Origin of the sequence: Neotamlana sargassicola (assembly GCF_020523965.1) — a bacterium.
GTDB classification, from domain to species: Bacteria; Bacteroidota; Bacteroidia; order Flavobacteriales; family Flavobacteriaceae; genus Neotamlana; species Neotamlana sargassicola.
On sequence record NZ_JAJAPX010000006.1, the window covers coordinates 245,258 to 259,352 of the forward strand.

General features: G+C 32.9%; 13 protein-coding genes. 10 read left to right on the top strand and 3 right to left on the bottom strand.

Annotated features, from left to right (window positions below; translation table 11 throughout):
• Window positions 1-101: 101 nt before the first annotated feature.
• Window positions 102-1,337 carry a DUF3089 domain-containing protein gene (locus tag LG651_RS14620; RefSeq protein ID WP_226696851.1) on the top strand — a complete coding sequence of 412 codons (1,236 nt, stop codon included), beginning with the start codon at window positions 102-104 and terminating at the stop codon, window positions 1,335-1,337.
• 30 nt (window positions 1,338-1,367) lie between these two features.
• Here LG651_RS14620 and LG651_RS14625 read toward each other — a convergent pair whose 3' ends face one another.
• Together LG651_RS14625 and LG651_RS14630 are read right to left on the bottom strand one after the other, a co-directional pair.
• On the bottom strand, window positions 1,368-2,633 hold the full coding sequence (locus LG651_RS14625; RefSeq protein ID WP_226696852.1) for a hypothetical protein: 1,266 nt from the start codon (window positions 2,631-2,633) through the stop codon (window positions 1,368-1,370).
• 73 nt (window positions 2,634-2,706) lie between these two features.
• The gene (locus LG651_RS14630; protein WP_226696853.1) at window positions 2,707-5,343 is read right to left on the bottom strand and encodes a valine--tRNA ligase; all 2,637 of its coding nucleotides are present in this window, start codon (window positions 5,341-5,343) and stop codon (window positions 2,707-2,709) included.
• Window positions 5,344-5,619: 276 nt separating this feature from the next.
• Between LG651_RS14630 and LG651_RS14635 the strand changes: the two genes are divergently transcribed.
• Window positions 5,620-6,036, top strand: coding sequence for a DUF1573 domain-containing protein (locus LG651_RS14635; RefSeq protein ID WP_226696854.1), 417 nt, complete (start codon window positions 5,620-5,622; stop codon window positions 6,034-6,036).
• Window positions 6,037-6,091: 55 nt separating this feature from the next.
• Here LG651_RS14635 and LG651_RS14640 read toward each other — a convergent pair whose 3' ends face one another.
• Window positions 6,092-7,465 (bottom strand): aspartyl protease family protein, encoded by a 1,374-nt coding sequence (locus LG651_RS14640; RefSeq protein WP_226696855.1) that lies wholly within the window; start codon window positions 7,463-7,465, stop codon window positions 6,092-6,094.
• An 89-nt stretch (window positions 7,466-7,554) separates the two neighbouring features.
• On the opposite strand from LG651_RS14640, the gene LG651_RS14645 reads away from it, so the two are divergent.
• The 8 genes from LG651_RS14645 (at window position 7,555) to lipA (ending at window position 14,091) form a co-directional block, all read left to right on the top strand.
• Complete coding sequence (locus LG651_RS14645; protein WP_226696856.1) at window positions 7,555-8,745, top strand: pyridoxal phosphate-dependent aminotransferase; 1,191 nt, start codon at window positions 7,555-7,557, stop codon at window positions 8,743-8,745.
• A complete protein-coding gene (murB, locus tag LG651_RS14650; protein ID WP_226696857.1) occupies window positions 8,745-9,758 on the top strand; it encodes a UDP-N-acetylmuramate dehydrogenase in 1,014 nt (337 codons plus the stop codon). The genes LG651_RS14645 and murB overlap by 1 nt, the downstream gene beginning before the upstream one ends.
• Before the next feature lie 54 nt (window positions 9,759-9,812).
• Window positions 9,813-10,343 (top strand): RNA polymerase sigma factor, encoded by a 531-nt coding sequence (locus tag LG651_RS14655; RefSeq protein ID WP_226696858.1) that lies wholly within the window; start codon window positions 9,813-9,815, stop codon window positions 10,341-10,343.
• An 11-nt stretch (window positions 10,344-10,354) separates the two neighbouring features.
• Window positions 10,355-11,143 carry an anti-sigma factor domain-containing protein gene (locus LG651_RS14660; protein WP_226696859.1) on the top strand — a complete coding sequence of 263 codons (789 nt, stop codon included), beginning with the start codon at window positions 10,355-10,357 and terminating at the stop codon, window positions 11,141-11,143.
• A gap of 125 nt (window positions 11,144-11,268) precedes the next feature.
• A complete protein-coding gene (locus LG651_RS14665; protein ID WP_226543250.1) occupies window positions 11,269-11,475 on the top strand; it encodes a membrane or secreted protein in 207 nt (68 codons plus the stop codon).
• Window positions 11,476-11,481: 6 nt separating this feature from the next.
• Window positions 11,482-12,594 (top strand): glycosyltransferase, encoded by a 1,113-nt coding sequence (locus LG651_RS14670; protein ID WP_226696860.1) that lies wholly within the window; start codon window positions 11,482-11,484, stop codon window positions 12,592-12,594.
• Window positions 12,585-13,133 (top strand): RNA polymerase sigma factor, encoded by a 549-nt coding sequence (locus LG651_RS14675; RefSeq protein WP_226696861.1) that lies wholly within the window; start codon window positions 12,585-12,587, stop codon window positions 13,131-13,133. The genes LG651_RS14670 and LG651_RS14675 overlap by 10 nt, the downstream gene beginning before the upstream one ends.
• Before the next feature lie 79 nt (window positions 13,134-13,212).
• Window positions 13,213-14,091, top strand: a complete 879-nt coding sequence (gene lipA / locus LG651_RS14680; protein WP_226696862.1) for a lipoyl synthase — start codon at window positions 13,213-13,215, stop codon at window positions 14,089-14,091.
• Window positions 14,092-14,095 lie beyond the last annotated feature (4 nt).

Here is a 14,095-nt window from a genome sequence, read left to right on the forward strand (position 1 = left end):
CAACACAAAAAAGTCGTTCTTAATTTAGGAGCGACTTTTTTTATTATATTAGCCTAACGAACTATTTTTCAGATATTTATTTTTAAAAACCTACTTAAAAAATGAAAAAGCTCTTATTACTTACCCTAATTATACTGCAAACGGCATGCTCAAAAAGCGATAACGGCAACACAGAAGAAGAACAAGACGACGACCCAGTTACAGAAGTCATTGATATTCCAACCTCTACTGTAGATTTCGAGAATCCCGAAAATTGGGTAATTCACCCCGAAAAAACAACCATTTTACCTTTTTACAATTTAGATATTGCCGTAATTGATGAAAATTTAAACATTGAAGAAACCATTGCGGTAGAAAATAATGCCACCGTAAACACTGGTGTCGATGTATTTTGGGTGCACCCAACCATATTAACTACTGCACAAAGTGCTTTTACGCCACAAAATATTCCTATTGATGAGCAAGATAAATTGTTAATTAACCTAACTATAATTGCTCAAGGTGGTTTATTAGCAAAATACGGTCGTGTTTTTGCGCCTCATTATCGCCAATCGTCTGGAAAAACTTATAGCGAAGATACCGACAAAGAAGAACAAGCCAATATTATTGCAACCTCTTATAGCGATGTAAAAGCTGCATTTTTAGAGTATTTAAACAATTACAATAACGGTAACAAAATTATACTTGCAGGCCATTCGCAAGGATCGTATTTATTAGGCATGTTATTACGCGATGTATTCGATGAAAATCCAACACTACGCGGCCAATTAGTGGTAGCGGCCTTAGCGGGAATGGCATATGTTTATGCCGAAGAAGGCCAATACAAAGGCGGTTGGTGGGAAAACATCCCGTTATGTACAACAACAAGCGAATGTGGTTGTATAAGTAATTGGGCTGCTTTTGATGAAGCTCAGGACATTCCAGATATTAACCCAGGGTTGCCAGAATTTAACCCGTATTTAATAAATAGCGGATTGGTTTACAGAGCCTTTAATGAAACCGAAGACTGGTTTGTTCAAGATTTTAGTTACTACGGAGAAACTGCATCAAATTTAGATTATTACATAACACCAGACAGCGGTTACGATTATGCCGACGACGCTAATTTTATAGCTTTTAACAATTTTTACACCGCTAGACAACGCCGTGAAGCAAATCAAAAAGTGGTATTAAGTATAGATTTTGCACCACAACCCAACGACCAGCGCCCTAACGAGCTTGAAGACGAGCAAGACCATATTAATTACTCAAATTGGGGCTATCATATTAAAGACTATCATATTTACTTATGGGCTTTAATGTCGCAAATTGATGAGAAATTGGAAAATTGTAATTAATTTACACCTTTTATTTTTTTTGGTATTTGCTTAATTCATAGGCGTTTCACATCTTCTCAATTGATATTTCCTATTAATAAAAGATTGTGAACCATCTAGTTTAGAAGCTGAATAGAATATCCAAACTTTGTCGTTCCCAATGTATGCTTCTGGTTCGGATACATTTAAAGTACTATCAAAATCACTTAATAACCACATTTGTTGATTTTGGTTGTCTATTGTCGTTAACCAAATTTCACCAGGTCGATTAAATGCCGTTAGGGAAAAATTATTGCCATCTTCATTTATTTGAAATGCTGAATACATCTCATTATTAAAAATAAAAGGTTCATGCGATTGGTTTAAGGCAGGTGCTTCAAGATTTACTGAGGTTGGTGTTATTATTTCATTTTGAACGAACATAGATTCGAAAGATGCTCTTTTATAAACATATGCAGTATTTGTCGCATTAAAACCACTTATAAAATATTGATTTCCATTTAAAATGTTTAAAATTGTATTACCATCTACTTTATTGGCTATATCATTTGTTACAGGAACAGCAGCAGCGGTTGGGTTAAGTGCATTAAATTGTTTTGCTTGCACAACTCCATTGGCATCTTTATAACCATAAGTGATGTAAGAACTTCCTTTTATCCATCTTGGAACAATAACATCCATAGGAACTATTAATGGGTATATGCTTGGTTGTTCTTCTATTAAATAATCATTTGTTGGATTGTCCAAATCAAGAAGTCGCAATTGAAATTTCTTGTTTTGGGGGTAATTTGCAGAAAACCCATTAATGACATCATTTAAAATATAAAGAACAAATCTTTTGTTTTCGTCTGGAAGTTGTGAAGGGTAAAATACTCTTCGTTTATTATCAATAGGTGCTGCAATATCTTTAACCGTTGCTGAAGTTGGGCTTGTTGGGCGCACCATTTTTATTTGCCCTGAAGTTGTAGCGCCAACATAAAAAACACCTAAGTTATCAATTCCCCAATCCGCAGGACGTGCATAAATATTTGAAGTAAAAGGACTATATCCTTTTCCATCTTCAGGAATTAAATCTCCTGTATTTGGGTTTATACCGCATTGCCAGACTTTTCCAGACACACCACTTATCGTGTCAAGTTCTATCCAAATCATATAATTATCCCTAGGCGAAATTTCGGGATTAACATAGTTTACGGAAAAATCCCCAACTCTTATATCGTTTTCAGAATCGGGATAATCAATCGCAGTATTATCATCTGTTTTTGTGCACTGTACGAAAAGCAAGCTAATCATAAAAAGTAATACCGTCTGTCTCATAGATTAATTTTTTTATTTGACAGTATTTTTTTCGGAAGGTTTAATTCCTTTACCTACAACATAATAACAAAACCTACCCCAAACTAGCTAAACTAGTTTTCAACGTTTCAATTTTAGCTAAAGCATCGGCTTCTTTCTTTTTCTCGCTAGCTACAACTTGCTCTGGTGCATTATTTACAAAACGCTCGTTTGATAGTTTTTTCTGTACCGATTTTAAAAATCCTTCGGTGTAATTTAACTCTTCGGTTAGTTTTTTAATTTCAGCTTCAACATCTATGGCACCAACCATTGGCACAAAATATTCGTTCGATTTTACTCTAAACGTTAATGCGCCTTCAACAGCTTCATCTACATAATCAATAGCTTCTAAATTACCCATTTTAGCAATTATAGCATCGAAAGTAGTAGGTGACTTTTCGTTGTTTATAACAGAAAAACCAATCGCATCTTTAAAAGCAATGTTCTTTTCTTTTCTAATGGTTCGAATACCAGAAATCACTTCCGAAGAAAAATCAAATTCAGAAATCAAAGTGTCGTTAATTGGTTTAGCTGTTGGCCAACTGGCTACAATTAAAGCTTCTTCTGGTGTGCGGTCTTTTATGTAATGCCATAAATCTTCAGTTAAAAATGGCATAAACGGATGTACAATTTTTAAATTATCTTCAAAAATGGCAATAATCGCGTTATACGTTTTAACATCTATAGGTTGTTGGTACGCTGGCTTTACCATTTCTAGTAACCAACCACAAAAATCATCGTAAATCAATTTATAAATAGCCATTAAAGCATCACTTAAACGGTATTTACTAAAATGATCTTCTATTTCGATTAATGCTTTTTGGAATTTAGATTCGTACCACTCAATCGCTATTTTACTTGCTTCTGGTTGTTCTATACTTTCCGAAACTTCCCAACCATCAACTAATCGGTAAGCATTCCAAATTTTGTTACCAAAACCTTTTCCTTGTTGGCATAAGGACTCATCGAACAACAAATCGTTTCCTGCTGCGCTACTTAATAGTAAACCAACACGAACACCATCGGCACTGTATTCTTCTATAAGTTTTAAAGCATCTGGCGAGTTTCCTAAAGATTTACTCATTTTACGACGCTGCTTATCGCGAACTAAACCGGTTAAATACACATTTTTAAATGGCATTTCTCCTTTATATTCGTATCCAGCAATTATCATACGAGCTACCCAAAAGAATAAAATATCTGGACCTGTAACTAAATCGTTTGTTGGGTAATAGTATTTTATATCGTCGTTTTCTGGGTTGCGAATACCATCGAAAACCGACATTGGCCATAACCATGACGAGAACCAAGTGTCTAAAGCATCAGTTTCTTGACGTAAATCGCTAGTTGTTAGCTGTTGGTTGTTTGTTTTTTCTTGCGCTAACTTAACCGCTTCTTCAATAGTTTCTGCTACTACAAAATCTTCTTTTCCTTCACCATAATAGTACGCTGGAATTTGTTGTCCCCAAAGTAATTGGCGCGAAATATTCCAATCGCGGATGTTTTCCATCCAGTGGCGATAAGTGTTTTCGAACTTTTTAGGAAATAATTGAATATCGTTATTTTCGCCTAAAACCGCCTCTATTGCTGGTTTTACGAGTTCTTCCATTTTTAAAAACCACTGATCGCTTAATCTAGGCTCGATAACAGCCTTTGTACGTTCTGAGGTTCCTACTTTATTTATATGTGTTTCTGTTTTTACTAAAACACCAATATTTTCTAATTCTTTGGCAACGGATTTTCTAGCCACAAAACGATCTTGACCTTCAAATTGTAATCCGTAACTATTTAATGTAGCATCTTCATGAAAAATATCGATAACCTCAAGATTGTGTTTATCGCCAAGGTTTTTATCGTTTTCGTCGTGTGCAGGTGTTACTTTTAAACAACCTGTACCAAACTCAAGATCTACATATTCATCTTCTATAATTGGAATAACACGATTACAAATTGGCACAATGGCCTTTTTTCCACGTAAGTGCGTAAAACGTTCGTCTTCTGGATTTATACAAATAGCAGTATCGCCAAAAATAGTTTCAGGGCGCGTAGTTGCAATAGTTAAGGTATCGTCGCTACCTTCAATTTTATAATTAATATAGTAAAGATTACCTTGACGCTCTTCGTGAATTACTTCCTCGTCCGATAATGTTGTTTTTGCCTCAGGATCCCAGTTTACCATACGATAGCCACGATAAATTAAGCCTTTGTTGTATAAATCTACAAACACTTTTATTACAGCTTCGCTCATATCGTCGTCCATTGTAAATTTGGTACGATCCCAATCGCAAGAACAGCCTAGTTTTTTTAATTGTTCAAGTATAACGCCACCGTATTCGTGCGTCCAATCCCAGGCGTGCTTTAAAAACTCATCGCGAGTTAAATCGTTTTTATCTATACCTTGTTCCTTTAATCTGGCCACAACTTTGGCTTCGGTAGCAATAGAAGCGTGATCTGTACCAGGAACCCAACAGGCATTTTTACCTTGTAAACGCGCACGACGAATTAATACATCTTGAATAGTATTATTCAACATATGTCCCATATGAAGTACTCCTGTAACGTTTGGCGGAGGAATTACAATGGTATATGGCTCTCTTTCGTCCGGTTCTGAATGAAAGTAATTATGTGTCATCCAGTAGTCGTACCACTTGTTTTCTACCTGTTGTGCATCGTATTTTGATGGAATACTCATCTTTGGAATAGTTTTTGAATAATAATTGGCAAAAGTACTTATATTTCTTGTTCTGTAAAAACAGATATTAAACTAATGATTGTTAAATTTAATTTTGAAACAGAATGTACTTTTAACTTTGTTAAATATGTTAATAAACCTGTAATACATCCAATATTTTTGTAGGTTGTAGAAAAAGTGAGTATGTTTGACGAAGATTTAAAGAATACCATGTAAATATTCGCCCTAAATATTTAAATAGTAAAGGGTAATTAATTTGAAATAAACACTAAAATTATGAAACATTTAATTACAATCTTTTTTGTTGGATTATTCAGTTTAGCTGTAAATGCTCAAGCTAAAATTGAATTTAAAACGGAAACAATTGATTATGGAACAATAGAAAAAGGAGCAAATGGTGTTAGAGTTTTTGAGTTTACCAACACTGGTAACGAGCCTTTAGTTATTACTAAGGTATCATCTAGCTGCGGATGTACAATCCCTAAAAAACCAAAAGATCCTATTTTACCAGGGAAAACTGGAGAAATTGAAGTTAAATACGACACCAACCGTGTTAACCCAATTAGAAAAACAATAACTGTGCAGTCTAACGCTGAAACGCCAACTGTAGCTTTAAAAATTAAAGGTTTAGTTGTAGATTCTAGTAAAGCAAGTGTTCTTGAAAAGAAAGACAAAAGTATTGTACAACAATAAATTGTAAAAAATATTTAATTTTTAAACCTCAAGTGAAAACTTGAGGTTTCTTTTTTTAATAAGGCGACTTTAAAACGAAAGAATAATTTAATACCACGCCCCTACGTTCAATTTTTAATTTAACGCGTTTACCAACATCATCATAAAATTTACTAGTAATTTCTTGTAAACTAAACCTAGTTGTTGGTTTGTTATTTATCTCTAAAATTAAATCGCCTATTTGTAATCCAGCTAAATCTGCGGGAGAATTTTTCCTGAGTTCTGCAATTACAAAAGCAGGTTTTAAAACATATTTATATTGCGCATCTATTACAATAGTTTGGCTATTAGCAGCACTTCTATTTTGTGTGTTAGGGCTTCTAAATTTGCTACGAGAATCGTCTATCTCTTTTACAAGTCTTGAGCCATCGTGTGCCAATTCAATCCCGCTGTGGTTATAGTTAAACTTTTCTTTAAAAAAGCTATTTTTAGTAAAGCTTACAAATCCTCTTGGGTAATCGAAAACCACATTAAACCGCTTAAGCATATTTCCAGATAAACTTCCATTTCTTCCTTTGTTATTTTTAGCTTTTACAACCGAACTAGAATCGGGATACGCAACATTTACATTTTTTAAATGATAATTGTTAATTGAAAAGCCATTGACTTTTGAACGTTTTCCAAAAACACTTCCACTAAGCCCATGCCCCAGATAATCATAAAAAAAATGGTCACCAGGATGAATATCTAAACTATCATCTTCAAATAACCACAAAGCATCACTCCCGCCAGAATCAATTAATAGTTTTACAGGTATTTCTTTATCCTTAATATTTACTTTTACGTTTATATAAGGTTTATTATTATAAAACTCTAAATGTAATTTCTCTGTTTTTCTTTTGCGCTTATAGTCATAAAAATCTGGTTCTATTAATCTTACAAATTTTCTTGAGTAATTAATTTCCACAATTAAATCTTTAAACAAATCAAAGCCCATAATACCATGTACAGGTATACCTAATCTGGGAGCTAAATTTAAATCGATATCATATACCGCATAAAAATCTTGATTTAATTTAATGGCATCTCCTATTTTAACGACGTTATTTGTAGATTTTGCTGCTTTAATAGGTTCTCCGTCGCCAAACCCCATGAGCTCAATAGTTTCTGTATTCTGTAGCTTTAAACTATCTTCAACATGCAACAAATTAAAAATAATAGGCTTACTAACTCCTGTATCAAGCAAAAAAGATAATTTTACATCATTTACTTCTACTGGAACAATTATGAGGTTATTTATTAGCTTAAATTGTATTTTATGAGATTTCTTGCTGTTTAAAACCTTAAAACTATCTTGAGCATAACTTACAACACCTACATAAAAAAACAAGGCAAAAAACAAACAGCATTTCATGGCAAATACAATTAAGTTGGTTCTTAAATTTAACAAACTTTCCGTTTTTGTCGCAATAATTATGCGGATCTTTTAAAATAATTTTAAAATAATTTTCTCAACTTTGCCGCTTAAATATTTTTTTAATGCCAAAAATTTCTACAAAAGGGCGCTTAATGCCCGAGTCGCCTATACGAAAACTTGTACCATTTGCCGAAAAAGCAATAGAGCAAGGAAAGTATATTTATCATTTAAATATTGGGCAACCCGACATTAAAACCCCTCAAAATGTATTAGACGCTGTAAAAAATAATTCGGTGGAAATTTTGTCTTACTCCAGATCTGAAGGCATAAATTCATATCGCCAAAAACTAGCTAAATACTACCAAGACACAAATATTAATGTAAGCGATAAAGATATTATTGTAACCACTGGCGCGAGTGAAGCTTTAATATTTTTATTTAGCAGTATTATGGATCCAGGAGACGAGGTTATTATTGCCGAACCATTTTACGCTAATTATATTGCTTTTTCTACGGCTACCGGAGTTAAAGTTGTACCCGCTGTATGTAATATTGAAGACAATTTTGCTTTACCAGATATTGAAGTTTTTGAGAAATTAATAACTCCAAAAACAAAAGCAATTCTTATTTGTAACCCAGGCAATCCTACAGGTTATTTATATTCAGAGGAAGAAATTCGTAAATTATCTGATTTAGCATTACGAAATGATTTATTTTTAGTAGCCGATGAAGTATATCGTGAATTTGTATACGACGGTGAAAAACATTTTTCTATTCTAGAAGTAGAAGGCATGGACGAACATGCGGTTATAATAGATTCGGTTTCGAAACGTTACAGTATGTGTGGTGCTCGCATAGGTAGTTTAGTTTCAAAAAACAAAACCGTTATGTCTACGGTTTTAAAATTTGCTCAAGCCCGTTTAAGTCCGCCAACGTATGCACAAATTGCTAGTGAAGCCGCTCTTGATACCCCTAAAAGCTATTTTACTGAGGTAAATGCAGAATACTTAAGTCGTCGCAATACATTAATTAAAGCTTTAGAGGGTATTGAAGGCGTTAAAGTTGCCAAACCTAAAGGTGCTTTTTATTGTATTGCCGAATTACCAATAAACGATGCCGATCATTTTGCGCAATGGCTTCTTGAAGATTTTGATCTGGATGGAGAAACCATTATGATAGCTCCGGCCTCTGGTTTTTATTCAACACCCTTAGTTGGAAAAAACCAAGTAAGAATTGCTTATGTGCTTAATAAAGAAAGCCTATTAAAAGCTACTAATATTTTAAAAGAAGCCTTAAAAGTTTACAAGAACTAGTGCAAATACAACAAAACATATCTTTAAAACCCTATAACACTTTTGGAATTGATGTGGTTGCAAATCATTTTGTATCTGTAAATTCCATTGATGATTTAAAACAAGTATTATCATTAAAAGAGTATAAAAACCGATTAGTTTTAGGCGGTGGAAGCAATTTGTTACTAACTAAAGACTTTGCTGGAATAGTAATTCATATAAACTTAAAAGGCATTGAAATTGTTTCACAAACCGAAGACTTTGTATATGTAAAAGCACAAGCGGGCGAAAATTGGCACAATTTTGTACTTTGGTGTATTCAAAATAATTTTGGCGGGGTTGAAAACCTTTCGCTAATTCCAGGTAATGTTGGGACATCGCCCATTCAAAACATTGGTGCTTATGGCGTTGAACTAAAAGATGTTTTTGAGTCGTGTGAAGCCATTTCGGTTGATAATTATCAGTTAAAAACCTTTTCCAATGCAGATTGCAACTTTGGTTACCGAAATTCCATTTTTAAACAAGAAGTAAAAGGAAAATATGTGATTACCTCGGTGGTTTTTAAATTAAGTAAACAAAACCACAAACTCAACATTAATTATGGCACTATTGAGGCAGAGCTAGAAAGCATGCAAATAAGCACTCCTACAATTCAAAGTATTTCAAAGGCCGTAATTGCTATTCGAGAAAGCAAATTACCAAATCCAAAAAACATAGGTAACAGCGGAAGCTTTTTTAAAAACCCGGTGATTTCTAAATCGCATTTCAATACATTGGCTTTAAACTTTAATAATATCCCAAATTATCCTGTAAACGAAAACGAAATTAAAGTACCAGCAGGTTGGCTTATTGAACAAGCAGGTTTTAAAGGTAAGCGCTTTAACAATTACGGTGTTCATGCTAAACAAGCATTAGTTCTGGTAAATTACAACGATGCCAAAGGGGAAGATATTTTAAATTTATCAAAATTAATTCAAAAAACCGTTTATCGAATTTTTAATATTTCTATTGAAGCTGAAGTAAATATTATTTAATTTAAAAGAAATTTCTAAATTTGACACTAGAAAAACTTAATATCTAACCAAAATTTGATTTCACCAATAGAAAAAGAAATCGTTTCCTTATTGCAAAAAAGCGATAAAAAAGCCATTAGTTTACTTTACGAAAACTATGCCGATGCATTATTTGGAGTAATTAAAAAAGTAATTACTGACGATGATATTGCGCAGGACGTCTTACAAGAAAGTTTTGTAAAAATATGGCGCTATGCAAAAAAATACGATCCTAACAAAGCAAAACTATTTACTTGGTTATATCGTATATCTTATAACTGTGCCATAGATAAGGTTAGAAATATTAAAAATAAATCTGGTAAAGAAGTCCAAATTGAAACCTCAAACGTATATAAAGTATCGTCAACAGAGTTAAACCAAGACGTACTAGATATAAAAAAGCATTTAAGCAGTTTAGACGAAAAGTATCAAATAGTTTTAAATGCCTTGTTTTTTGAAGGTATGACACAGCAAGAAGCCAGCGACGAATTAAATATTCCGTTAGGAACTATAAAATCAAGATTAAAAATTGGGTTACGCGAATTGAAAAAAATTTACAACCCCTAATTAATTAAGTCATGAATGAGAAAATAATTACTTTCTTAAATTCTGGCCTATTAGACAAATATCTAATTGGTGATACTACTTCTGAAGAAACCAGAATGGTAGAATCTTACATTGCAAGATATCCAGAAGTACAGAATGCCTACAACATGTTACAGTACAACCTTGAAGTGGTTGCGAAAAGTAATGCTGTTGAAGCCCCTAAAGGCATCTTAAATAATATTTTAGATGAACTTGATGATAAACCCGTGGTAAATTTAAAACCACAAAAAAACACTAAAAGTTGGTTTAAATTTGGTGTTGCTGCAAGTATTACAGCTATAGCATTTGCGGCTACTTCGTATATATTTTATAATCAAAATTTAAAATTATCTAAAGAAAATCAAGTGGTTGTAGATGAGCTTTTTGATTTACGTAGTGATATTGACAAAAACAATTTAATGTTAGACAATGTTATGCGTCAACTTTTGAAGCTTAATAACCCAGAAACAGAAAAATACATTATAAAAGGTAACGAACGTGCTAAAGATTTAAAAACCGTTGCCTACATTAATCCAAAAGAAAAAACATCAATGATTGATGTGGTTTCATTACCACAATTACCAGAAGAGCAATGCTACCAAATTTGGGCGGAATTACAAGGTAAAATGGTTAGTTTAGGAATTTTAAATGAAGCTGACAGAAAATTAAAAGAAGTCCCCTATTTAGAAGACGCTTTAGCTTTAAGCATTACAATAGAACCTAAAGGTGGAAACCAAACCGCCTCTACAGATAATTCTGTAGCAGAAATAGACTTACACTAAATTATATTAATAGCAATTCACGATTAAAAAAATCCCCATTTAAAAAATTAAATGGGGATTTTTTATATCCCAAAAATACTATTGCGTTTAACTAAAACTATTATCTTTGCAAAAATTTATATTCAATGAAACTTCTTTTAATCACTATAGCAATGCTAGGTTTAGGAATAGCAGGAATTGCTATTAAAATTTGGGCAAAAAAGGATGGTAAATTTGCTGGCACCTGCGCTAGCCAAAACCCAATGCTAAACAAAAGTGGTGAAGCCTGTGGGTTTTGTGGTAAAACTCCAGATCAATTTAGCGATTGCAACGAGCCACAACATCAGGAATAAAACTTCATGGCGTTTCTTGATGTTATTTTCTACATTTTTATTGTTGTAGTTGGTATTCAAATACTTTTTTATCTTTTTATTTTTTCAAAACTTGCTTTTTTTAAGCAACAAGAACAGACAAAAACCAACATCTCTGTTTCGGTTATAATTTGTGCTAAAAATGAAGCTGAAAATTTAAAAACTTTTTTACCCTCCATAATCTCTCAAGCGTATTCAAATTTTGAAATTGTTTTAATTAACGATGCTTCAAGCGATAATACTCTAGATGTGATGGAGCATTTTGCCGATACCAACAAAAACATTAAAATAGTAAATGTAGAAAACTACGAAACGTTTTGGGGTAATAAAAAATTCGCCCTTACTATGGGCATAAAAGCAGCCTCTCACGAGCACTTATTATTTACCGATGCAGATTGCAAACCAGCCTCCAAACACTGGATTAGCGAAATGGTTTCTCATTTTAACACCCCTAAAAATATTGTTTTAGGATATGGAAAATATAAAACCAAGAACAAATCTTTTTTAAACAAAGTTATCAGGTATGAAACCCTAATAACTGCAATTCATTATTTTTCGTTTGCTAAAATTGGCTTACCTTATATGGGTGTTGGCCGAAATTTGGCTTATACCAAAACAGATTTTTTTAAAGTTAACGGATTTGCAAACCACATGAAAATAAAATCTGGAGACGATGATTTATTTATAAATCAAATTGCAAATAAAACCAATACCGCTATTTGTATAACACCAAATAGCTTTACAATTTCTGTTCCTAAACTTAAATTTAAACATTGGTATAAGCAAAAACGCAGACATGTAAGCACTGCTAAATATTACAAAAGTAAACACAAAATTTTATTGGGTTTAAATTACCTAGCACAATTTCTGTTTTGGGTTTTATTTATACTATTATCCGCTTTTCTATTTAACTGGGAGTTAGTAGTTAGTTTATTTGTTTTAAAGCTAATAACTCAATACATTATAGTTTACAAATCGGCAAAGACTTTACAAGAAAAAGGCTTAATAGGTTTATTACCCTTTTTAGAAATATTTTTAATTATCGTACAATTAACTATATTTATAAATAATCTTATTTCAAAACCCAACTATTGGAAGTAGAAAACGCTATTAAACTTGCAAAAGCAAACAACCAGAAAGCATTTAATTTTCTTTTAGATAGCTTTTGGGACGATGTTTATGGCTTTCAGTTAAAGCGAACTCAAAACGAAAACGATGCCGAAGATATTACCATTCAAACATTTTCAAAAGCTTTTGATAGAATTGAAACATTTGATGAAAACTACAAGTTTAAAACCTGGCTTATAACAATATCAAAAAATATTCATATTGATTTACTTAGAAAGGAAAAGAATTCTATTTCTCAAGTTTTATCAAATAATCGCGATGAAGCTTATCAAATTTTAGACGAATCGCCTTCACCTGAAGACAAACTCATTACAGAACAGAATTTAGCAAAATTACTTCGCGACATAAAAAAACTAAAACCCCATTACCAGAACATAATTAACTTACGCTATTTTCAAGAACTAAGTTATAAAGAAATATCTGCAGAGCTTAACGAACCTATAAACAACGTAAAAGTAAAACTACTTCGTGCTAAAAAATTACTAGCTGATATTATTACAAATAAGTCTTAAAACTAAACACCTTATTGCCTTTCCTCCTATACAATTTAACAGAAATACTTTGTATCTTTGTAATCACACTTTTTTTTATATGAATACAGAAACAGTTTCAAATATATTGCCAGAGCGCAAACCAAAACCAAAATGGCTTCGTGTAAAACTCCCTACAGGGAAAAAATATACCGAATTACGTGGTCTGGTAGATAAATATAAGCTAAATACTATTTGTACTTCTGGAAGCTGCCCAAATATGGGTGAATGCTGGGGTGAAGGTACTGCAACCTTTATGATTTTAGGAAACGTTTGTACACGTTCTTGCGGATTTTGTGGTGTAAAAACTGGAAGACCAGAAACCGTGGATTGGGACGAACCTGAAAAAGTAGCACGCTCAATTAGAATCATGAAAATTAAACACGCCGTTTTAACCAGTGTTGATAGAGATGATTTAAAAGATATGGGAAGCATTATGTGGGCAGAAACCGTTAAGGCTGTTCGCCGCATGAACCCGGAAACCACTATGGAAACATTAATACCCGATTTTCAAGGTATTGAAAAACATATAGATAGAATTATTGATGTGGCTCCAGAGGTTGTATCACACAACATAGAAACCGTTCGTCGTTTAACCCGTGAAGTTAGAATTCAAGCACAATACGACCGTAGTATGGGTGTTTTAAAATACTTAAAACAGCAAGGGCAACGTAGAACAAAGTCTGGTATAATGCTTGGTTTAGGTGAAACTAAAGAAGAAGTTATTGAAACCCTTCACGACCTTAAAGCTAACGACGTTGATGTAGTAACTATTGGCCAATATTTGCAACCAAGTAAAAAACACTTACCCGTACAACGTTTTGTAAACCCAGACGAATTTAAAGAGTATGAAGAAATAGGTTTAAGCCTAGGATTTCGCCATGTTGAAAGTAGTGCATTAGTGCGTTCATCTTATCATGCTCAAAAACATATTAATTAAAAAC